Source organism: Amycolatopsis camponoti, assembly GCF_902497555.1.
Classification (GTDB): domain Bacteria; phylum Actinomycetota; class Actinomycetes; order Mycobacteriales; family Pseudonocardiaceae; genus Amycolatopsis; species Amycolatopsis camponoti.
On the sequence record NZ_CABVGP010000002.1, the window covers coordinates 1,213,763 to 1,234,853 of the forward strand.

Below are 21,091 nucleotides of genomic sequence, written 5' to 3' on the forward strand. Positions count from 1 at the left end.
ACGAGGAGGTAGGCCGGTGCAACCCGAGGCCACCGAAGAAGAACGCGTGATGAACATGACTCTCGAGGCCTACGCGGACACGATCGTCCCCGGGGAGAAGCGGTATCCCGGTGACCGGGCGATCGCCGGGGCGGCGCCCGGCCCGGGGTCGGTGGTGGCCGGCGCGCTCGAGCTGCTGAACTTCGACGCGACCGGCGTCACGGCCGGCCTGCCCTACCTCGCGCAGTCGCTCAACGACCACGCGAAGTCCTACGCGGGCGAGGTGACGCTGGAGCTCGACCACGACGTCCCGCCGTTCGTCGCGCTCCCGTACGAGCACCGCCGCGAGCTGGTGCGGCGGCTGACCACGCCCGGCCACCCGGAGAAGGACGGCTGGGTCAGCCTCGCGCTGTTCTGCAACATGGCCTACGACAGCGCACCGCACCTGCACACCGCCGACGCCATCCGCGACGGGCACCCCGGCCTGCTGGCGCTGGGGTACAAGGCGCCGGACGCCGACGGCTTCTGGCGGTTCCCGAAGTACGGCTACGGCCGCAAGCTGGCCGAGCTCCACCCCGACACGACGCCTTCCGGGAGCCCAGCATGAGCGCGATCGAGCAGACCGACGTCGTCATCGTCGGCAGCGGGTTCGGCGGGTCCATCCCCGCGTACCACCTCGCCGCGGGCGGGGCCAAGGTCACCGTCCTCGAACGCGGGCCCTGGCTGGCCGCGGACGACTTCGAGCACGACTACCTGCTCGGCTCGTCCTACACCCGCGCGTTCGACTTCGTCGTCGGCGACGGGATGAGCGTGCTGGGCGGCAACTGCGTCGGCGGCGGCAGCGTGGTGTACTTCGCCGCGATGCCGCGCGCGCCGCGGTTCGTGTTCGAGCGGCACGGCAGCATCGGGCGCCGGATGTGGCCGTCGGTCCTCACGCGCGACTCGCTGGAGCCGTGGTACGACCGGGTCGACGAGTCGATCCCGGTGTCCAAACAGGACTGGAACGACGTCTCCTACGCCGGTGGCCTGTGGGCCGCGGCCTGCCACCACTCGGGGCGCACCGCGAACCCGGCGCCGGTGGCGGTGGACAACGCCACCTGCGTCAACTGCAACTTCATGATGGCCGGCTGCAGGTTCGACGCCAAGCGGTCGATGCTGACGAACTACCTGCCGGCGGCCCTGGCGCACGGCGCGCAGATCCGGCCGCTGCACGAGGTCCAGCGCCTCGAGCGGACCGAGGACGGCGGCTACCGCGTCCACTTCGACCTGATCGACGAAGAGGACTACCGGGTCCACACCGGCAGCGGCGTCATCGAGGCGAAGGTCGTCATCATCGCCGCCGGCGCCGGCGCGACGCCGGTGATCCTGCAGCGCTCGGAGGCCACGCTCGGCACCATGCCGCACGGCGTCGGCCGGTACTTCTCCGGCAACGGCGAGCGGCTCAACACCGCGATCATCGACGAGGACCGCGTCCGCGAGGTGCTCGGACTGTCCCGTGAGGACGGTCCGGTGTACTCGGCCAACCACATCGGCAAGGGCCCGACGGTCGCGAACTGGGACAAGCTCGACGGGTCGTTGCCGGAGTACGAGCGGTTCTCGCTGGAGCAGCTGTACTTCCCGCCGGGGCTGGGCACGATCCTCGCCCAGGTGCCGGGCGGGGACGAGCCGCGCTGGTACGGGGCGCAGAAGAAGGAGATCCTCAACCAGTGGTCCAACTGGCTGACGATCTTCCTGATGACCGAGGACGACAACGAGGGCGTCTTCGGCACCCCGCCGCCCACCGGCAACGCGTACCGGATCTCGCAGCAGATGCTCGGGCGCGGCCCGCTGCGCTACGACCCGACGCCGAACACGCGTCGCGGCTGGGCGCTGGCGGACGCCGACTGCAAGGCGATCATCGAGAAGGACGGCATCGCCAAGGTATCGCCGTGGACCAACGACGTCGTCGGGGCGTACACCGTGCACCCGCTGGCGTCGTGCCGGATCGGGGACGACGCGGCGACGTCCGCGCTGCACCCGAACCACGAGCTGCGCAACCACCCGGGCATCTTCGTCACCGACAGCGCGTCGGTGCCGGGCGCGCTGACGGTGAACCCGGCGATGACCATCGCCGCGCTCGCCGAGCGGTCGATCCCGGGCATCGTCCGGGCCCTGCAGGCCCGCGACGTCGACGTCAAGTACGGCGCCCCGGCCCCCGACGGCTCGATCACGGGCCGCCGGGCGGTGTCCAAGCTCGACCTGGTCGCCGGCAACTGAGTCACGAAACGGGCATCACGTGTGATTGGCGGGGCATCACTCGTGATTGGAGGGGCATCGAACGTGATGCCCCTCCAATCACGCGTGTGTCCCCTCTGATCACGCGTGATGCCCCGGTTTCTAGGAGGAAGCATGGCGCCGGGAGTGGTGCGGGTCGCGCTGCGGCGGACGCTGCGGGACGTGAAGTACGTCGAGGCCGTGCGGCCGCGGCGAGCGCGGGGGCTCGTGCGGGACGTCTACCGGCAGGTGGAGCGGGACTTCGGGATGCTCGCGCCGCCCCTCGCGCTGCACTCGCCCGCGCCGGACGTGCTCGCCGCGGTGTGGCTGATGCTGCGCGAGTCGCTGGTCGCGGGCGGGACGGCGAGCCGGGCCGACAAGGAGGTCGTCGCGGCCGCGGTGTCGGCGGCGAACTCGTGCCCGTACTGCGTCGAGGTGCACGCCATGGCGCTCGCGTCGCTGGGGGAGCCGGGCGCCGCCGCGGCCATCGAGGCCGGCGATGCCGGGGCCATCGCGGACCGGGACACGCGGGCGCTGGCGGCGTGGGCGCGGGGCGAGGGACGGCTGCCCGCCGACGTCCCGGCGACCACCGCCGCCGAGTTCACCGCCGTGGCCGTCGCGTTCCACTACCTCAACCGGGTGGTGAGTGTGTTCCTCGGCCCGTCGCCGCTGCCGGCCGCCGTTCCGGCGTCCGCGCGGGCGAAGGCCAAGGCGGTGCTGGGAACCCTGCTCCGGCCGGAGGGCGCGCCGCCGCCCGGGGACGCGCTGGGTCTGCTCCCGCCCGCCCCCGCCGACGGTCCCGGCTGGGCACCCCCGGGCGGCACCCTCTCCGACGCCTTCGCGCGCGCCGCGGCGGCGATCGAAGCCGCCGGGGAGCGCTCGGTGCCGCCCCGGGTGCGGGACCTCGTCCGTCGCGAGCTCAAGGCCTGGGACGGGAAACCGCCCGGGCTGAGCCGCGCCTGGGCCGAGCCGGTGCTCGCCGAGCTGCCCGCGGGCGAACGCGCGGCCGGCCGGCTCGCGCTGTTCACCGCCAAGGCGGCCTACCAGGTCGACGCGCCGGACGTGGCCGCCGTCCGTCCGGAAAGGACGGACGATCGCGCCCTGGTGGAGCTGGTGTCGTGGGCGGCTCTCACCGCGGCCGTGGCGGCCGCCGAGCGGCTGCCGCACCGCCCGCGAAGAGAAGACTCCGCAGGTCGGCGCGGGTGATGATCGAAAGGTCGGATCGCCGGCCGGGGCGCGCAGCACCGGGACACACCGCAACGGACCCGGTTCCTGACGCCGCCCCGCGGATCCGATCGACCGGCGGTCGCCGCACGGTGGCTCTTCACCCCCGCCACCACCGCGGCGGCCGCCGGCTCAGCATCTTTCGGGGGTCCGGGTGGCGGAGCCCCGGTTGTCACGAAAAACGACGTCGCACCGGTGAGAGGACAGACAGGTGACTGACACCAAGGGCGTGATCAACGACCTGACCGCCGAGGCCGCCGAGGTGGACGCCCTCGTCGCCGGTCTCCCCGAAGCCGGGTGGGACACCCCGAGCCCGGCGCCGGGCTGGGCGGTGAAGCACCAGATCGCGCACCTCGCGTTCATCTTCCGGATCGCCGGCCTCGCGGCCGCGCAGCCGGCGGCGTTCGTCGAGATGACCAAGGCGGTCGAGTCCGTCGGCTTCGAGAACGCCGTCGAAGGCGCGCTGCAGGAGTTCGTCCACGACCCGGCCGAGGTACTGCTGACCCGCTGGCGCGCCGAGCGCGACGCCGGGATCAAGTCGCTCGCCGCCGTCCCCGGCGACCAGCTGGTGCCGTGGCTGGTGAACCCGCTGCCGCCGTACGTGCTGGCCTGCGCCGGGATGATGGAGCTCTTCGGCCACGGCCAGGACATCGCCGACGCGCTGGGCGTGCGGCTCGAGCGCACCGACCGGATCAAGCACCTCGTCGGGTTCGCCGTCCGGGTCCGGGACTTCGGCTACGAGGCGCGGAACCTGACGCCGCCGTCGGAGGAGTTCCGGTACGAGCTCACCGCGCCCTCGGGCGCGCTCTGGACGTTCGGCCCCGCCGACGCCGACCAGCGGGTGAGCGGCAGCGCCGAGGACTTCTGCCTGCTCGTCACCCGGCGGCGGCACCGCTACGACCTCGACATCCGGGCGAAGGGCACGGTGGCCGACCAGTGGCTCGACATCGCCCAGGCCTACCGCGGGCCGGCTGGCCAGGGCCGCCGTCCCGGCCAGTTCGACGCCTGACCGGGTCCGGCCAAGCCTGACATGTCCTGAGTGGACAGTGAAAATCGTTGTCCCAGCGTGCTGACGTACGGGCCGGGGCAGGGAGAAAGAAGACGGTCCGCACCGACGGGGAGATGCTGGATCCCGGCGGTCCGGTGGACCGGTGGAACCGGGCAGCGGCGCCGCCGCCGCCCGTGGACGACAGACCGGCGCAGGGACCCCGTTCCCGCGCCGGAGGACAGCGGGGACCTGATGGTTCCGGTGATACGGGGCTCGAGAGCCAGTGGGAGTGCGGTGGCATGAGCGTAGAGCGGATTTCGATCGTCGGTATCGGTCTCCGGTACCCCGACGCGAGTTCTCCGGAGGAGCTCTGGGAAAACGTGCTGGCCGGGCGCCGGGCGTTCCGCAGGCTGCCGGACGAACGGATGAACCGGGCGGACTACTATTCGCCCGACCCGAAGGCACCAGACCGCTTCTACGCCCAGAAGGCGGCGGTGCTGCGGGACTACGAGTTCGACCGGGTCGCGCACAAGGTCGCCGGCAGCACCTTCCGGGCGACCGACACGACGCACTGGCTCGCGCTCGACGTCGCCGCCGCGGCCCTCGCGGACGCCGGCTTCGGCGAGGGTGACGGTGCCCCGCGGCAGAACACCGGTGTCGTCATCGGCAACAGCCTCACCGGCGAGTTCTCCCGCGCCAACATCATGCGGCTGCGCTGGCCGTACGTCCGCCGCACGGTCGCGGCGGCGCTGAGCTCCCGCGGCTGGGAGGACGAGGACACCGCGAGCTTCCTGCGCGAGCTGGAGATCCAGTACAAGGAGCCGTTCCCCGAGATCAACGAGGACAGCCTCGCCGGTGGCCTGGCGAACACCATCGCCGGCCGCGTCTGCAACCACTTCGACTTCGCCGGCGGCGGGTACACCGTCGACGGCGCCTGCTCGTCCTCGCTGCTGTCCGTGGTCACCGCGGCCAACGCGCTCGCCCAGGGCGACCTCGACCTCGCCATCGCCGGCGGCGTCGACCTCTCGATCGACCCGTTCGAGGTGATCGGCTTCGCGAAGACCGGCGCGCTGGCCAAGCGCGAGATGAAGGTCTACGACGCCGACTCCAACGGCTTCTGGCCCGGTGAGGGCTCGGGCATGCTCGTCCTGATGCGCGAGAGCGACGCGCTGGAGCAGGGCAAGCGGATCTACGCGTCGATCGGTGGCTGGGGCGTCTCCTCCGACGGCAAGGGCGGCATCACCCGGCCCGAAGCCGCCGGGCACCGGCTCGCCCTGAAGCGCGCCTACGACCGCGCGGGCTACGGCGTCGAGACCGTCTCCTACTTCGAAGGACACGGCACCGGCACCGCGCTGGGCGACGCCACCGAGATCGAGGCGCTCTCCACCGCCCGCCGCGACGCCGACCCGCTGGCCAAGCCGGCCGCGTTGTCGACCATCAAGGGCAACATCGGGCACACCAAGGCCGCGGCCGGCGTCGCCGGCCTGATCAAGGCGACGCTGGCGGTGTACCACCAGGTCATCCCGCCCGCCACCGGCCACTACGAGCCGCACGAGTCGCTGACCGGCACGTCGGCCCGGATGTACGTCCCGCGCGACCCGGCGCTCTGGCCCGCGGACCAGCCGGTCCGCGCCGGGGTCTCGGCGATGGGCTTCGGCGGCATCAACTCCCACGTCACGGTCACCGAGGCGCCGACCGCGGCCCGCCGCCGCGAGCTCGACGAGCGGGCCCGCACGCTGGTCGCCGGGCGGCAGGACGCCGAGCTGCTGCTGTTCGACGCCGACGACGTCGCGACCCTGCGCGGCGACATCGCCGCGGCGCTGGAGGTTGTGCCCAAGCTGTCGTTCGCCGAGCTGACCGACCTCGCCGGCGAGCTGGCCGGGAAGCTGGCCGGCCGCTCGGTGCGCGCCGCGGTCGTCGCGGCCAACCCGGAGCACGCCGAGCGCAAGCTGACGAAGCTCCTGGAGCAGCTGGAATCCGGCGACTCGATCTTCGACTCCGCCGACGGCATCTTCGCGAGCAGCCGCGGCTCCGCGCCGAAGATCGGCTACCTGTTCCCCGGTCAGGGATCGGGACGCGGTGGCGACAGCGCGCTGCGCCGCCGGTTCACCGCGGCCGACGAGATCTTCCGCGCCGCGGGGCTGCCCGCGAGCGGCGACCAGGTCGCCACCGAAGTGGCCCAGCCGCGGATCGTCACCGGTTCGCTGGCCGCGCTGCGCGTGCTGCGCTCGTTCGGCATCGAAGCGTCGACGGCCACCGGCCACAGCCTCGGCGAGCTGACCTCCCTGCACTGGGGCGGCGCGCTCGACGAGCGCGGGCTGCTGGAGCTGGCGAAGGTCCGCGGCAAGGTGATGGCCTCGACGACCGGTGACGGCACCGGCGCGATGGCCGGCATCGCCGCCTCACCGGGTCGCGTCGAAGAACTGGGCCTGGGCGACGACGTCGTCATCGCCGGGTACAACGCGCCCGAGCAGACCGTGATCTCCGGGCCGGCCCCGGCGATCGACAAGATCGTCGCCCGGGCCAAGGCCCAGGGCGTCGGCGCGACCCGGATCAAGGTCTCGCACGCCTTCCACTCGCCGGCGGTCGAGCCCGCCGCGAACGCGATGACCGAGAAGCTGGGCGAATTCTCCTTCTCCCGGCTCGAGCGGCCGGTCGTCTCGACCGTCAGCGGCGATGTGCTGCACGCCGCCGAGAACCTGCCCGAGCTGCTGCGCGACCAGATCGTGCTGCCGGTCCGCTTCCGCGAAGCCGCCGCCAAGGTGGCCGAGCGCAGCGACCTGGTGGTCGAGGTCGGCCCCGGCCGGGTGTTGACCGGGCTGTTCGAGGAGATCGCCCCGCAGACGCCGGTGCTCGCGATCGACACGGACAACGCGTCGCTGCAGGCCCTGCTGCGGGTCGTCGGCGCGGCGTTCGCGCTCGGTGCGCCGATCTCGACCGAGGCGCTGTTCGAAGGCCGTGTCGTGCGCGCCCTGCCCGCCGACGGGGTGTTCAGCTTCCTGGCCAGCCCGTGCGAGGCGGCGCCGTCGATCGACAGCGAGCTGGCCGCCGAACTGGCCGCGGAGAAGGCGCAGGCCGCGGACGCCGACGCCGGGACCGCGGAAGGCGACTCCGGCTCGACGCTGGACCTGCTGCGCAAGCTCGCCGCCGAGCGCGTCGAGCTGCCGCTGGAGGCCGTCACGGCCGACACCCACCCGCTCGACGACCTGCACCTGTCGTCGATCACGGTCGGGCAGCTGGTCAACGACGTCACCCGGGCGCTGGGCCGGCCCGCGCTGGAAGGCATGCCGAACTTCGCGACGGTGTGCCTCGGTGAGCTCGCCGAGATGATCGACGAGCTGGCGCAGACGGCCAAGCCGACCGACAGCCACGTCGGCGAAGCCCCGGGCGTCGGGCCGTGGGTCCGGCCGTTCGCGGTCGAGTACGTACCCGCGCCGCGGCCGACCGCCGACCTCACGCCCGGCGCCGGCCGCGCCGAGTGGCAGGTCTTCGCCACCCCGCGGCACCCGCTGGCCGAACCGCTGAAGGCCGCGCTCGCCGCGTCCGGCACCGGGGACGGCGTGCTGCTCTGCCTGCCCGCGGACTGCGACTCCAGCCACGTCGGGTTGTTCCTCGACGCCGGCCGCGCCGTCATGGCCGCCCCCAACGGCACGCGCTTCGTGGTCGTGCACCACGGCTACGGCGCGGCCGGCCTGGCCCGGACCCTGCGGCTCGAGGACCCGTCGGCGAAGACGACCATCATCGACTTCGCGGACCCGGCACCGTCCGATGTGGACGCGGTCGCGGAAGCCGTGCACACCGTGGTGGCCGAGGTCGCCGCGACCACGGACTTCACCGAAGCCCGCTACGGCGCCGACGGTGGCCGTACGGTGCCGCGGCTGTCCGCGCTGGCCGCGCCGAAGCCCGGCCCGATCCGCGACTCGCTGGACTCGACCGACGTCCTGCTCGTCACCGGTGGCGGCAAGGGCATCACCGCGGAGAGCGCGCTGGCGCTGGCCAAGGACTCCGGGGCCAAGCTGGCCCTGCTCGGGCGCAGCGACCCGGAGACCGACACCGAGCTGGCCGAGAACCTCGACCGCATGGAGGCGGCGGGCATCCGCTACCGCTACGAGCGCGCCGACGTCACCAGCGCCCCGCAGATCGCCGAGGCGGTCGCCCGGGTCCAGGCCGACCTCGGCCCGGTCACGGCGGTCCTCCACGGCGCGGGCCGCAACGAGCCGGCCGCCCTCTTCTCCCTGACCGAGGACAGCTTCCGCAAGACCCTCGCGCCGAAGATCGGCGGGCTCAACGCGGTGCTCGCCGCGGTGGACCAGGACCGCATCAAGCTCCTGGTCACCTTCGGCAGCATCATCGGCCGGGCGGGCCTGCGCGGCGAAGCGCACTACGCCACGGCGAACGACTGGATGACCGAGCTGACCCTGCGCTTCGGCCAGGAACACCCGCAGGCGCGGGCGATCGCGCTGGAGTGGTCGGTCTGGTCGGGCACCGGCATGGGCGAGAAGCTGGGCGTCGTGTCCGCCCTGATGCGGGACGGCATCACGCCGATCCCCACCGAGGAGGGCATCACCATCCTCCGCCAGGTGCTGGCCGACCCGGCCGCGCCGCCGGTCCTGGTGGTCTGCGGCCGCACGTCGGGCCTGGCCACGCTGCCGATCCAGAAGCGCGAGCTGCCGCTGACCCGGTTCGTCGACCGCGCGGTCGTGCACTACCCGGGCGTCGAGCTGATCACCGAGGCCGACCTGTCCGACGGTGCCGACCCGTACCTGACCGACCACCTGCTCGACGGGCAGCTGCTGTTCCCGGCGGTCCTGGGCATGGAGGCCATGACGCAGGCCGCGGCGGCGACGCTGGACCGCACCGGCACCCCGGTGCTCTCCGACGTCGAGTTCCTCCGGCCGATCATCGTCTCGCCGGGCGGGTCGACCACGGTCCGGCTGGCCACGCTGGCCCGCGACGCCGACACCGTCGACGTCGTGATCCGCAGTGACGAGACCGGCTTCAGCGCCGACCACTTCAAGGCGCGGCTGAGCTTCGCCCGGCCGGACCAGCTCGGCGAGTGCGTGCCCCGCGACGTCGCGCTGCCGCCGGTCCCGGTGGAGCCGATCAGCGAGCTGTACGGCTCGGTCCTGTTCCAGGGCAAGCGGTTCCAGCGGGTCCTCGGCTACCGGCGGGCGAGCGCCCGGCACGCCGTGGCGGAGATCTCGACCAACGCGGACCACTACTGGTTCGCCCCGTTCCTCCCGCAGGAGCGGCTGCTGGCCGACCCGGGCACCCGGGACGCGATGATGCACGCGATCCAGTGCTGCGTCCCGGACGCGACGCTGCTGCCGCAGGGCATCGAGAAGCTGTACCTGGCCGAACCGGGCCGCCAGCACGACGAGTACGTCCTGCTGGACGCGAAGGAACGCCTCCAGGACGGGGACAGCTACATCTACGACCTCGACGTGCGCAACCCGGACGGGACGCTGGTCGAGCGCTGGGAAGGCCTGAAGCTGCGCGCCGTCCGCAAGCGCGACGGCGCCGGGCCGTGGGTCCCCTCGATGCTCGGGTCCTATGTGGAGCGTGCCTGCGAGCGGCTGCTCGGCGGGACGCGGTCGGTGGTCCTCGAGCCCGACCCCGCCGGACGGCCCGCCGAAGGCATCGCCGAGCGGAGGGCGCAGACCGCGCTCGCCGCGGGCCGCGCGCTCGACCGGCCGGTCGAGGTCCGCTACCGCCCCGACGGCAAGCCGGAGTGCGACGGCGTGCAGGTGAACGCGTCGCACACTTCGGAGCTGACCCTCGTGGTCGCCGGCGAGAACCAGGTCGCCTGCGACATCGAGACGGCGATCGAACGCACCGAAGAGGACTGGGCCGGGCTGCTGGGCGAGGAGCTCCTCGCCCTCGGCCGGCTGCTGGCCGCGGACACCGGCGAACCGATCAGCGTGGCCAACACGCGGGTCTGGAGCGCGCTGGAGTGCGTCCGCAAGACCGGCTCGATGACCCAGGCCCTCACCGTGCGCCAGGTCGACGCCGACGGGTGGGCGCTGCTCGCCTCCGGTGGGGCCCGGATCGCCACCTGGTCGACCACCGTCAACGACCGGACCGACCCGATCGTCTTCGCCGTGCTCCACGCAGAGGGGAACTGAGGATGTCCGACTACTACGAGATCCGCCACACGGTCGGCTTCGAAGAGACCAACCTGGTGGGCAACGTCTACTACGTGAACTACGTGCGCTGGCAGGGCCGGTGCCGCGAGATGTTCCTCAAGGAGAAGGCCCCGGCCGTCCTCGAGGAGGTCCGCCACGACCTCAAGCTGTTCACCCTCAAGGTGGAGTGCGAGTTCTTCGCCGAGATCACCGCGTTCGACGAGCTGTCCATCCGGCTGCGGCTGGAGGAGCTGACCTCGACGCAGATCCAGTTCGCGTTCGACTACGTCCACCTGCGTGCGGAGGGCGAAGTGCTGGTGGCGCGGGGACGGCAGCGGATCGCCTGCATGCGCGGGCCCAACACGGCCACCGTGCCGTCGCGGGTCCCCGAGCAGCTGCGCGAGGCACTGGTTCCCTACGCGACGGCCGCGGTCAACGGCAAGGGAGTCTGACAGTGGGCTACGAATCGGAGCCTCACGTGCTGAAGCGGCTGCCTACGTCGCCGGCACGCCGCGGCCTCTCGGCCCAGCCGGGACTGCGGCAGGTGATGTCGCAGTTCGCCACCGGGGTGACGGTGCTGACGGCGGGCGGGGAGGACGCGCACGGCATGACCGCGAACGCGTTCTCGTCGGTGTCGCTGGAACCGCCGATGGTGCTGTGCTGCGTGTCCAAGGCCGCCCGGATGCACGCCGCGATCGTCACGGCCGGCTCGTTCGGGGTGAACATCCTCGCCGCGGAGCAGCAGGAGACGTCGAAGTACTTCGCCGACTGGCGGCGTCCCGACGGGATGGCCCAGTTCGAAGCCGTCGGCTACACGCCCGGCGGCAAGACCGGGGCCCCGCTGCTGAACGGGGCGCTGGCGTGGCTGGAGTGCGAGCTGGCGCAGGTGCTGGAGGGCGGTGACCACTCGATCTTCCTGGGCCGGGTGCTCGCCACCAGCCGCGGCACCGGCGAGCACGCGCTCGTCTTCTACGGCGGCGGCTACCACCACGTCGACGGGAAGGCCCGCGCGGCCTGAGAGGGGACGGTCATGCTGATCGCGGTCACCGGGGGCACCGGTTTCCTGGGTGCCCACACGGTCGCGGCGCTGCTGCGGCGGGGGCACCGGGTCCGGCTCCTCGCCCGCGACCCCGGCCGCGTTCCGTCCACAGTGGACGTCGTGACCGGCGACGTCACGGACCCGGTGGCGGCCCGGCGGCTGGTGGCGGGGGCGGACGCGGTGCTGCACGCCGCCGGCGTCTACACGTTCGACAGCCGGCGCCGCGACGAGCTGTGGCGGGTCAACGTCCGCGGCACCGAGGTCGTCCTCGGTGCCGCGCGACGGGCGGGGGCGGGCCGGATCGTGCACGTGTCGACGGTGGGGACGCTGTACCCCACGACGGCGCCGTCGGTCGGGCCCGCCAGCCCGGTCGGCGAGCCGCGGGAGGCCTACCTGCAGTCGAAGGTCGTCGCCGAGGGGATCGCGCGCCGGCACGCCTCGGTGGGGGCGCCGGTGGTCGTCACGTACCCGCCGGCGCTGCTCGGCCCGGACGACCCGCACCTGGGCGACCAGAACGCGCGGTTGCGGGCCGTGCTGCGCGGGCTGACCCCGATCTGGCCGGGACGCGGCCTCCCGCTCGGCGACGTCCGCGACTCGGCCGAGCTGCACGCGCGGCTGCTGGGCGGGGAAGTTCCCGCGCGGGCCGCGTTCTTCGGGCCGGGAAACTTCCTGACCACCCGGGATTACCTGGCCACGGCCCGGGCCGCGACCGGGCGCGCGTTGCCGGCGGTGTTCGTGCCGCCGCGGGCGCTGTACCCGGTGGGCCGGTTCGCCGACCGGCTGCAACGCGTCTGGCCGTGGGCGCTGCCGGTCCAGTACGGCGCGATCCACGTCTGCGCCACGGCGGTGCCGGTCGACCCGGACGCGCCCACGGGCGGCGTCGCGGCCCGGCCGGCGCTCGAGACCGTGCGCGACACCGTCACCTGGCTGCACGCCACGGGACGGATCACCGGCCGGCAGGCGGGTTCGGCGGCAGTGTCCACATCGGACGCCGACGGGGTTTCAGCAGCACTCACCGGCCCCGGCTCCGGGGCCGTCCAGACCGAGGAGGTCCTGTCATGACCACCAGCGATGCCGGGCACGCGGACACCGGTGATCGGCAGCCCGTGCAGCAGGCGTCCGCCGACGCACTCTTCACCGCGGAAGCGGCATCAGGCACCGCCCCGGTGCCGGTCGAAGCCCTGGTCCGCCCGATGCCGCGGCTGGGCCGCGGGATCGTGTGGTCCGACATCGTCGCCGAGATCGAGCGGGACCACCGGGCCCGGATGAGGGATGCCGCGTGAGCGGAAGCCAGGAGTCCGGCGCGGCGCGAGCCGACGACGCGGAGGTGGTGCCGGTCCCCGACGGGGTCCGGCGTCGCCGGCTGGGCCGTCCGGGGACGGGGACGTCCGGGGACGCCCAGGTCATCGAGCTGGCCCGCGCCGCCGACCTGGCGCGCCCGGAGCCGGCCGACATGCCGCTGCTGCGCCGCCGTCGCGAAGAGCTGCGCTCGCACATCCACGAGGGCAAGCTCGACGCCGTCCGGCGGCAGCACTCGCTGGGCAAGCTCACCGCGCGCGAACGGCTGGCCCTGCTGCTCGACGACGACTCCTTCACCGAGATCGAGCCCTACCGGCGGCACCAGGCGACCGGGCCGGGCCTGGCCGGCAACCGCCCGCACACCGACGGCGTGGTCGCCGGCTCCGGCACGATCGACGGGCGGCGGGTGTTCGTCTACGCCCAGGACTTCACGCTCTTCGGCGGTTCGCTCGGCGAGGCGCACGCGGCGAAGATCCACAAGGTGCTCGACCTCGCGGTGGCCAACGGCGCCCCGGTGATCGGGCTCAACGACAGCGGCGGCGCCCGGATCCAGGAAGGCGTGCTGGCGCTGAACGGCTACGGCGGCATCTTCCGCCGCCAGGTCGAGGCGTCCGGCGTGATCCCGCAGATCAGCGTCATCCTCGGCCCCTGCGCGGGCGGCGCGGCGTACTCGCCGGCGCTCGCCGACTTCACGTTCATGGTGCGCGACACCGCGCGGATGTACCTGACCGGGCCCGACGTGGTCGAGGCCGTGAGCGGCCAGCGCGTCACGCACGAGGAGCTCGGCGGCGCGGACGTCCACGGGAGCGCGTCGGGCGTCGCGACGGTGGTGCACGACGACGAGGAGAGCTGCCTCGCCGACGTCCGGTACCTGGTTTCGCTGCTGCCGTCGAACTACCTCGACCCGCCGCCCGCGACCGTCCCGACGAACGCCACGGACGACTACCGGCCCCGGCTGGCGGAGCTGGTGCCGGTGGAGCCGAACCAGCCGTACGACATGCGGGACGTCTTCGCCGAGCTCGCCGACGACGGCGAGTTCTTCGAGCTGCACGAAGGCTGGGCGCGCAACGTCTTGTGCGCGCTCGCGCGGATCGACGGCCGCGTCGTCGGCCTGGTCGGCAACCAGCCGGTGGTGTTCGCCGGCGTGCTCGACGGGCCGGCGTCGCAGAAGGCCGCGCGGTTCGTGCGGTTCTGCGACGCGTTCGGCATCCCGCTGGTGAGCCTGGTGGACGTGCCGGGCTTCCTGCCCGGGGTGGAGCAGGAGCGCGGCGGCATCATCCGCCAGGGCGCGCAGCTGCTGCACGCGTACTGCGAAGCGACAGTGCCACGGATCCAGGTGATCCTGCGCAAGGCGTACGGCGGCGCGTACATCGTGATGGACTCGCGGTCGATCGGGTGCGACCTGTCGCTGGCGTGGCCGACGAACCAGATCGCGGTGATGGGCGCGGAGGGCGCGGTGAACGTGCTGTACCGCCGTGACCTGGCGGCCGCGGCCGACCCGGCGGCGCTGCGGGCGAAGCTGGTCGCGGAGTACACGGAGGAGTTCCTGAACCCCCAGTACGCGGCCGAGCGCGGCTTGGTCGACGACATCATCGACCCGGCCGAGACCCGCGCGGCGGTGGCCCGCGGCCTGGCGATGCTGCGCGACAAGCGCAAGCCCGCCCCGGCGCGCAAGCACGGCAACCTGCCGATCTGAGAAGAGGTGTGGCGCGATGTCCGCGATCCGCGTGGTCCACGGCGCGCCGGACGACAGCGAGCTGGCGGCCCTGGTGGCGGTGCTGCAGGCGATCCGCGCGACCCGGCCGCCGGAGCCCCCGCGGCCGTCGGCGTGGGGCGACCCGGGATGGCGGGCCCGGGAACCGCGAGCCGCCGCGGGCGCTTGGCGGATGTCGGGACTGCCGCACTGAGCCCACCCCCGGCGCCGGTACCGAGCGCCTCAAGGGGCCTTCGGGTGCGTTGAACGCGCCCCGAGGCCCCCTTTGGTGCGTTCAGCTCACCGAAGGCCGCATGGGGGCGCTTCCGCGAGGGCCGGCGCGCGTGCCCGGAGGGTCGGCGCACGTGCCTGGGGGCGGTTTCGGCGGCGCTGGTGTCTCGAATGAGTCATTCAGGACCCCCGAGGTCATGAATGACTCATTCGAGACGTAGGCGGAGCTGCGGGTGAGCGAGCCACCGCGACTTTGCCGGGGCCCTGGGGGCGTCAGGCGGCCTGGCCCGGGATCTCCTTCAACCTCCGCGCCGCCGCGCGCTCGCGGCTGGGGGAGTACGTCGTGTGGCCCGGGTGGACCGCCACGTACCGCACTTCGCCGTCCGAGATCGCCTCCACCTCCGTGCGCTCGCCGCGGGTGAACTCCGCTCCGCAGACCGCGCACGTGCGCTGGCGGTCCGCCGCGCCGCCGATCGGCTTCCGTTCCTCGGTCATGCGCGCACCTCGCCGTCGAGTGGGGAACCTCCAGTGCACTCCGCCGACCCCTATCCCGACCACTCAAATGCTGCGCACGTCAGCGGTTCCCATCCGATCCTCGACCCCGGGGGCGCATGGTGATCCCACACACGACAAAGCGGAGGAACGCCATGACGGCAGCAGCGGTCCCGGCCGACGACTGGACGCCACCACCCACCGAAGAGGCCCGCGGGCTCAGGCTGGTCGAAGCGCCCGAGCCGGCCGACGAGGAGCTCGGCGAGCACATCGTGCTCGGCTACAACTGAGGGGCGGGGCTCCGGCGCCGAACACGGACGGTGCCGGAGCGCACGCTCGGAGATGAGCACCCCGCCGTCGGCCGGGGAGAATTGACCCTGTTCGGGCCGGAGTGTCACCGGAGCCCTGGCACGACGGCCCGGTGGCCATGCGTGACGGCGATCTGCGACGTTCGGTTGGGAGGCCGGCGGATGGCAATGCGCCTCCAGCTCACGGCGGGCCTCGAGGTCCTCGAAAGCTGGGCCGAGACGGCTTCACAGGCGGCGCGGAATGTCGTCTACGAGGCCCTGTTCGCCGTCGGCGACGGTTCCGCTTTTCTCGTTTACGACATTTTCGGCGACCCCCGCGATCCCGGCAATTTCCTCATCATGGTGAAACCGGGACTGGTCATGAAAGTGATGGTGCAGCGCGCCGAATCCGCGTTCGAAATCCGCTACGTCGGAGCGGTCGAAGACGAGTTCGACACCGCCGCCGCACCTCAGGGGACGTCCAGCCCCGAGTGACGGTTCGGCCGAAAACTGCGCCGAACGGACCAACCCGCGCTCCGCACCCGGGTGCGGGTATTTCACCTGATCGGCTGTCGAATATCGGCTTCCGGACGTGTATTCCTCACCTTGACAGCGCATCTTGCCATGTGAAAACCTTTGTGTGTTCGCTGGTCAGGCCGCTATTTCTGGGGTGGGTAACGTAGGAGGCTGCACCATGTCTTCACCCGAATTGCCAGGACTCGATGTTTCCAGCCGCGTTCGCGCCCGGGACGTCCAGATGACCGGGACCGCCGACGTCGGCCGCCGGGTGCTCATGATCACCGGGGCGATCGACACCACCGACCACGACGTTTCGGTGAGCGTGAGCCTCCCCGAACCCGGCCGGTGGCAGGTGATCAAGGCGGAGACCAACCTGACCGACCAGACGTGGGTCGCGATGCAGGCCGTGATGGACGAGGACTCGACCTTCCTCGACGACGCGATGCTGATGTCGCCCCAGTTCTCGAAGAGCTTCATGACGCCGGACCAGCGCCGCCTCACCTTCTACGACGGCGAGGTCCGCCCCGGCGAGACCGTCCTGAAGACGTATTCGATGGAGACCGGCGGCCGCAAGCCGACCTACTTCTACTCGCGCTACAGCCCGATCGCCACCGACAGCGCCGAGCAGTCCCAGCAGACGCTGGACGAGCTCGTGACCAACGGGATGAGCCAGCGGCCGGTGGTGGAGCTGATCGTCCCCGTCACGGTCCTCTGAGCCGGCGGCGGGGCGAGCAGTGATCAAGTTCGTACCGGAGCCGCACCTGCTCGACTCGCCGCGTGGCCGCGACTGGCCGCGTCCGCCCGCGCCACCGTCCCCGGCGCGGGCGGCGTCGCCGGCACCCGCGGCCGACGTCGTGATCGTCGGGGCCGGCCCGGCCGGGCTCGCCGTCGCCTCCGCGCTGTGGCACCACGGCGTGCCCGACGTCGTGGTGGTGGACCGCACCGGGCGGCCGTGCGGGCGGTTCTTCGGCCGGATCGACCTGCTGGGCCAGCGCGTGCTGCGCTCGCCCTACGAGCACCACCCCGGCGTCGAGGGGTTCCGCGACTGCGAGCTGCTCGACTTCGCGCGGCTGCACTGGGGGCGGCTGACGCCCACCGAGCGCCGCGAGATCCGGATGTCCCAGTCGGGGCACCGGTCGGTCGTCCCCGTCGACGTCTTCGACGCCTACTGCGCGCACCTGGTCACCACCCACCACGTCGGCGAGAAGACCTGGCAGGCGACGGTCCGCGAGGTCACGCCGGGGCGGGACGCGGTGACCGTGCACACCGACCGCTTCTCCGTCGCCGCCCGCCACGTCGTGCTGTGCCCGGGCGAGGAACGCCGGCCCGCGCCGGAGACCTGGTGGGGCGGCGGGCATCCGCCCCGCGGAGTGTCCTTTTGGGACGAATCGGTGCCGCCGGGCGCGCGGTGCCAGGTGGTCGTCGGCGCCGGACTCACCGCGGCCCACCTGATCACCGGCGCGCTCGAAGCCGGGCGCGAGGTGCACTGGGTGGTCCGGGAGACCGGCGAGCGCTACCAGTGCGCGGACGTGAACTCCACCTTCTTCCGGCCGGAGGGCCGCAAGCGCTTCGACGGGGTCGGCTGGGCCGAGCGGCTCGACCTGATGGGCCGGTTCCGGCGCGCGTCGATCATGTTCGAGTTCCGGCCGCTGCTCGAACGCGCCGAAGCCGAGGGCAGGCTGGTCGTCCACCGCGGCGAAGCGGTCAAGGAGATCGCCCCGGCCGTCGGCGGGAGCGTCGTGCTGCGGCTGGAGAGCGGGCGGCGGGTCGCGGGCGACCACGTCGTGCTGGCGCTGGGCACGACGCCGTCGATCGGCGCCGGCCTGCTGCCCGACGACCTCGTCGACGCCCGCGACGGCTGGCCGTCCCTGGACGAGCGGACGCTGTCCTACCGCCGCGAGCCGCGCGTGTCGGTGGTCGGGGCCGCGGCCGGGATGGTGCTCGGGCCGGCCGCCCGCAACATCGACGGCCACCGCGTCGCCACGACCCGGGTCGCCGCGGCGATCGCCGGGCAGCTGCGCGGCGCGGTCACGGCCCCGGCCGAGGCGGTAGTCGGTGTCTGAGGTGTCCGAGGTGCCCGGGGTGTCCGAGCGGCACGACTCGCGGTTCGCCCTGCCCGACATCGACGCTCCCGGCGCGACCGAGGCCGGGATCATCCTGCTGGGCCTGGACGCCGACCGGCTGCTGGCCGGGCTGGCGCTGGCCCGGCTCGCCGACGACCCGGCCCTGGTGACGCAGGTGGTCGACCAGGCCCGCCACGGTACGGCCGCGTTCGGCATGGGCGGGCTCCTCGAGTCCGGCCGGCAGCACTGGCTCACCCTGCGCGGCCACGTCGGTGACCCGCCGTCGACGTCGTCGCCGGGCTCGCTGCGCCGGGAGTGGGAGCGCCGCCTGGACCTCGTCGCGGCGGCGGTACCCGGCGCCGGGGCGGGCACGATCGCTTACCTGACCGCCTGCGCGCTGCGCGGTGCGGAGGTCGACCAGCTCGCTGCCGGGCTGGCGGACGGAAAGGAACCCTTCGATGTCGTACCTGAGGTCCCTGCCGGCTGAAACCACGCTGCTGCAGGTCTTCCGGGCCTACCCCGGTCCCGCCAAGCACCTGCTGGCCTTCCACGAGGAGCTGCTGCGCGGCGAGTCGCCGTTCACCCCGGGCGAGCGCGAGATGATCGCGGCGTACGTCTCCGGGGTCAACGCCTGCGACTACTGCCACGGCATCCACACGGTGACGGCGGAGGCGTTCGGCGTCCCCGAAGGCGTGCTCGCGGCCGCGGTCGCCGACCTGGCTTCGGCGCCGGTCGAGGAGAAGCTCAAGCCGGTGCTGGCCTACGTCGGGAAGCTCACGCGGACGCCGTCGCGGATGACCGAGGCGGACGCCGAGGCCGTCTTCGCGGCGGGCTGGGACGAGCGCGCGCTGCACGACGCCGTCCTGGTGTGCGCGCTGTTCAACTTCATGAACCGGATGGTCGAGGGCATCGGCATCGAGGCCGACGCGGCGTACGCGGTCGAATCGGGGGAGCGCCTCAAAGAAGGCGGTTACGCGGGCCTGGCGGGCCTGCTCACCGACGCCTGAATCGCACCCGGCTCACGGAGGCCCCCGGCAAGGACGTGCCGGGGGCCTCCGTCGTGTGTCCACAAAGGATGATCACAGTGGACGGACGGTGGCCCTCGGTGCTCGCGCGGACACGCTCGGTCGGCGCTGGGCGAAGTGTACGTATTTACTTGTGTGGCAACAGTTTTCGCTGAGCCGCATCGCGCAACCTCGGCATCGTCGGAGATGAACCGGCGCCCCCGCCGGGTACCGTCGCCTGGTGACAGAGCCGGTCCGCGCGCCGGTTTTCCCGAGTCGCCCGTTGATGGGGGTCGCGAACATGCGCCTGATACACCCACGGAAAAGCAGGTCGGTGGTCGCCGTCCTGGCGAGCGCGCTGCTGCTCACGTCCATCCACGTGATACCCGCCTCCGCCGGCCCCGCCGCGGCCGAGCGGACCCACGTCGCCCCGGGCTGGGGAGAGCCCAACGGCGACAAGGCGGGCACCCGCCGGGTCGGCGGGCCGGTGAACAGCGGCAACGTCGGGTCGCTCCAGCAGGTCTGGACGGCACCGATCGTCGGCAACACCGACCGCTACGTCGGCACGCACTCGGCCACGCCCGTCGTGGCGAACGGCGTGCTCTACACCCAGGACCACAGCTCCAACGTGTACGCGATCGACCTGCGGACCGGCCGGCAGCTGTGGACGAAGCTGTACCACTCCGAGAGCAACGGGCCCACCGGCGTCGCGGTCGGCGACGGCCGCGTGTTCGGCGGCACCGCGGACTCGGTGTTCGCGCTCGACGCGCGCACCGGGACCCAGCTGTGGATCAAGAAGATCACCCGCAACGAGAACGAGGGCATCGACATGGCCCCCGGGTACGACAACGGGACCGTGCTCATGTCCACGGTTCCCGGCGTCTACGGCGGGTTCTACAAAGGCAACGGGCAGGGCGTCGTGTGGGCGCTCGACGGGCGCACGGGCGCCACGAAGTGGAAGTTCGAGACCGTCCCGGCCGACCTGTGGGGCATGCCGGACGTCAACTCCGGCGGCGGCCTCTGGTACCCGCCGAGCTTCGACGCCCGCGGTGACGTCTACCTGGCGGTGACCAACCCGGCGCCGTTCCCCGGCACCAGCGACTACCCCTGGGGCCAGAGCCGGCCGGGCGCGAACCTGTACACCAACTCCGTGGTCAAGCTGGACGGCCGGACCGGGAAACTGGTCTGGTACAACCAGGCGAGCCCGCACGACATCTACGACTGGGACCTGCAGAACACGCCGATCGTCACGACGGCGGGGCGGCGGCCGGTGGTCATCGGCTCCGGGAAGGCCGGGTTCGTCTACTCCTACGACCAGGCGACCGGTCAGACGCTGTGGAAGACGGCCGTCGGTATCCACAACGGACACGAGGGTGACAACCTGCTGGCCATGAACGGCGAGTACGACAAGCTGCCCCAGCTGCCGGTGGAGATCTTCCCCGGCGTGCTGGGCGGCATGCCCGCCCCGCTGGCGGTCGACGACACGACCATCTACGCGGCGGTCAACAACATGGGCGCCACCTGGACCACCCAGGGCCTGCCCACGCTGCCGCCGTTCGACCAGGGCAAGGGGGTGATGGTCGCGCTGGACAAGGTCACCGGGGCGATCAAGTGGCAGCACCCGCTGGACCACTCGCCCTACGGCGCGTCCTCGATCGTCAACGACGTCGTGTTCACCACGACCTACGAGGGCAAGGTGCACGCCCTGAGCACCAGGACCGGTGCGGAGATCTGGTCGGCGCAGCTGCCGGCCGGGTCGAACTCGCCGGTGATGATCGACGGCGACACCGTGGTCGCGGTCGGCGGGTACCCGCTGACCCCGGACCAGAAGCCGACGATCGTGGCCTACCGCCTGGGATCCTGCCCCCGGCGCTGAGCCCGCCCCTCCCGGCCGT

General features: G+C 72.7%; 19 protein-coding genes. 18 read left to right on the top strand and 1 reads right to left on the bottom strand.

The window, feature by feature from the left end:
- Positions 1 to 16 precede the first annotated feature (16 nt).
- From AA23TX_RS26280 to AA23TX_RS26330, 11 genes are all read left to right on the top strand, one after another.
- The gene (locus tag AA23TX_RS26280) at positions 17 to 586 is read left to right on the top strand and encodes a DUF5987 family protein (RefSeq protein WP_155545502.1); all 570 of its coding nucleotides are present in this window, start codon (positions 17 to 19) and stop codon (positions 584 to 586) included.
- Complete coding sequence (locus tag AA23TX_RS26285; RefSeq protein WP_155545503.1) at positions 583 to 2,235, top strand: GMC family oxidoreductase N-terminal domain-containing protein; 1,653 nt, start codon at positions 583 to 585, stop codon at positions 2,233 to 2,235. The genes AA23TX_RS26280 and AA23TX_RS26285 overlap by 4 nt, the downstream gene beginning before the upstream one ends.
- Before the next feature lie 132 nt (positions 2,236 to 2,367).
- Positions 2,368 to 3,438 (top strand): carboxymuconolactone decarboxylase family protein, encoded by a 1,071-nt coding sequence (locus AA23TX_RS26290; RefSeq protein WP_196425535.1) that lies wholly within the window; start codon positions 2,368 to 2,370, stop codon positions 3,436 to 3,438.
- Between the two features lie 229 nt (positions 3,439 to 3,667).
- The gene (locus AA23TX_RS26295) at positions 3,668 to 4,465 is read left to right on the top strand and encodes a TIGR03084 family metal-binding protein (protein ID WP_155545504.1); all 798 of its coding nucleotides are present in this window, start codon (positions 3,668 to 3,670) and stop codon (positions 4,463 to 4,465) included.
- Between the two features lie 278 nt (positions 4,466 to 4,743).
- Positions 4,744 to 10,569 (top strand): type I polyketide synthase, encoded by a 5,826-nt coding sequence (locus AA23TX_RS26300; protein WP_155545505.1) that lies wholly within the window; start codon positions 4,744 to 4,746, stop codon positions 10,567 to 10,569.
- A gap of 2 nt (positions 10,570 to 10,571) precedes the next feature.
- On the top strand, positions 10,572 to 11,021 hold the full coding sequence (locus AA23TX_RS26305) for an acyl-CoA thioesterase (RefSeq protein WP_155545506.1): 450 nt from the start codon (positions 10,572 to 10,574) through the stop codon (positions 11,019 to 11,021).
- Between the two features lie 2 nt (positions 11,022 to 11,023).
- On the top strand, positions 11,024 to 11,587 hold the full coding sequence (locus AA23TX_RS26310; protein ID WP_439328778.1) for a flavin reductase family protein: 564 nt from the start codon (positions 11,024 to 11,026) through the stop codon (positions 11,585 to 11,587).
- Between the two features lie 12 nt (positions 11,588 to 11,599).
- Positions 11,600 to 12,670 (top strand): NAD-dependent epimerase/dehydratase family protein, encoded by a 1,071-nt coding sequence (locus AA23TX_RS26315; protein ID WP_155545507.1) that lies wholly within the window; start codon positions 11,600 to 11,602, stop codon positions 12,668 to 12,670.
- Positions 12,667 to 12,891 carry a DUF6222 family protein gene (locus AA23TX_RS26320; protein ID WP_155545508.1) on the top strand — a complete coding sequence of 75 codons (225 nt, stop codon included), beginning with the start codon at positions 12,667 to 12,669 and terminating at the stop codon, positions 12,889 to 12,891. The genes AA23TX_RS26315 and AA23TX_RS26320 overlap by 4 nt, the downstream gene beginning before the upstream one ends.
- The gene (locus AA23TX_RS26325; RefSeq protein WP_155545509.1) at positions 12,888 to 14,603 is read left to right on the top strand and encodes an acyl-CoA carboxylase subunit beta; all 1,716 of its coding nucleotides are present in this window, start codon (positions 12,888 to 12,890) and stop codon (positions 14,601 to 14,603) included. Before AA23TX_RS26320 ends, AA23TX_RS26325 begins: the two co-directional genes overlap by 4 nt.
- A 16-nt stretch (positions 14,604 to 14,619) precedes the next feature.
- Positions 14,620 to 14,814, top strand: coding sequence for an acyl-CoA carboxylase subunit epsilon (locus AA23TX_RS26330; RefSeq protein WP_155545510.1), 195 nt, complete (start codon positions 14,620 to 14,622; stop codon positions 14,812 to 14,814).
- Positions 14,815 to 15,104: 290 nt separating this feature from the next.
- Here the strand turns inward: AA23TX_RS26330 and AA23TX_RS26335 are convergent, their stop codons facing one another.
- Positions 15,105 to 15,326, bottom strand: coding sequence for a hypothetical protein (locus tag AA23TX_RS26335; RefSeq protein WP_155545511.1), 222 nt, complete (start codon positions 15,324 to 15,326; stop codon positions 15,105 to 15,107).
- 152 nt (positions 15,327 to 15,478) lie between these two features.
- Here AA23TX_RS26335 and AA23TX_RS50800 point away from each other — a divergent pair, with 152 nt between their 5' ends.
- From AA23TX_RS50800 to AA23TX_RS26365, 7 genes are all read left to right on the top strand, one after another.
- A complete protein-coding gene (locus tag AA23TX_RS50800; protein ID WP_277875418.1) occupies positions 15,479 to 15,613 on the top strand; it encodes a hypothetical protein in 135 nt (44 codons plus the stop codon).
- Positions 15,614 to 15,793: 180 nt separating this feature from the next.
- Positions 15,794 to 16,105 (top strand): DUF6235 family protein, encoded by a 312-nt coding sequence (locus tag AA23TX_RS26340; protein ID WP_155545512.1) that lies wholly within the window; start codon positions 15,794 to 15,796, stop codon positions 16,103 to 16,105.
- Between the two features lie 262 nt (positions 16,106 to 16,367).
- Entirely contained in the window at positions 16,368 to 16,844 is a 477-nt protein-coding gene (locus AA23TX_RS26345) for a DUF6423 family protein (protein ID WP_155545513.1), read from the top strand.
- Between the two features lie 19 nt (positions 16,845 to 16,863).
- Positions 16,864 to 18,192, top strand: a complete 1,329-nt coding sequence (locus AA23TX_RS26350) for an FAD-dependent oxidoreductase (protein ID WP_155545514.1) — start codon at positions 16,864 to 16,866, stop codon at positions 18,190 to 18,192.
- On the top strand, positions 18,185 to 18,679 hold the full coding sequence (locus AA23TX_RS26355; RefSeq protein WP_230862709.1) for a DUF6187 family protein: 495 nt from the start codon (positions 18,185 to 18,187) through the stop codon (positions 18,677 to 18,679). Before AA23TX_RS26350 ends, AA23TX_RS26355 begins: the two co-directional genes overlap by 8 nt.
- Positions 18,651 to 19,199, top strand: coding sequence for a carboxymuconolactone decarboxylase family protein (locus AA23TX_RS26360; RefSeq protein ID WP_155545515.1), 549 nt, complete (start codon positions 18,651 to 18,653; stop codon positions 19,197 to 19,199). Before AA23TX_RS26355 ends, AA23TX_RS26360 begins: the two co-directional genes overlap by 29 nt.
- A 331-nt stretch (positions 19,200 to 19,530) precedes the next feature.
- The gene (locus AA23TX_RS26365) at positions 19,531 to 21,072 is read left to right on the top strand and encodes an outer membrane protein assembly factor BamB family protein (RefSeq protein WP_196425537.1); all 1,542 of its coding nucleotides are present in this window, start codon (positions 19,531 to 19,533) and stop codon (positions 21,070 to 21,072) included.
- Positions 21,073 to 21,091: the final 19 nt, after the last annotated feature.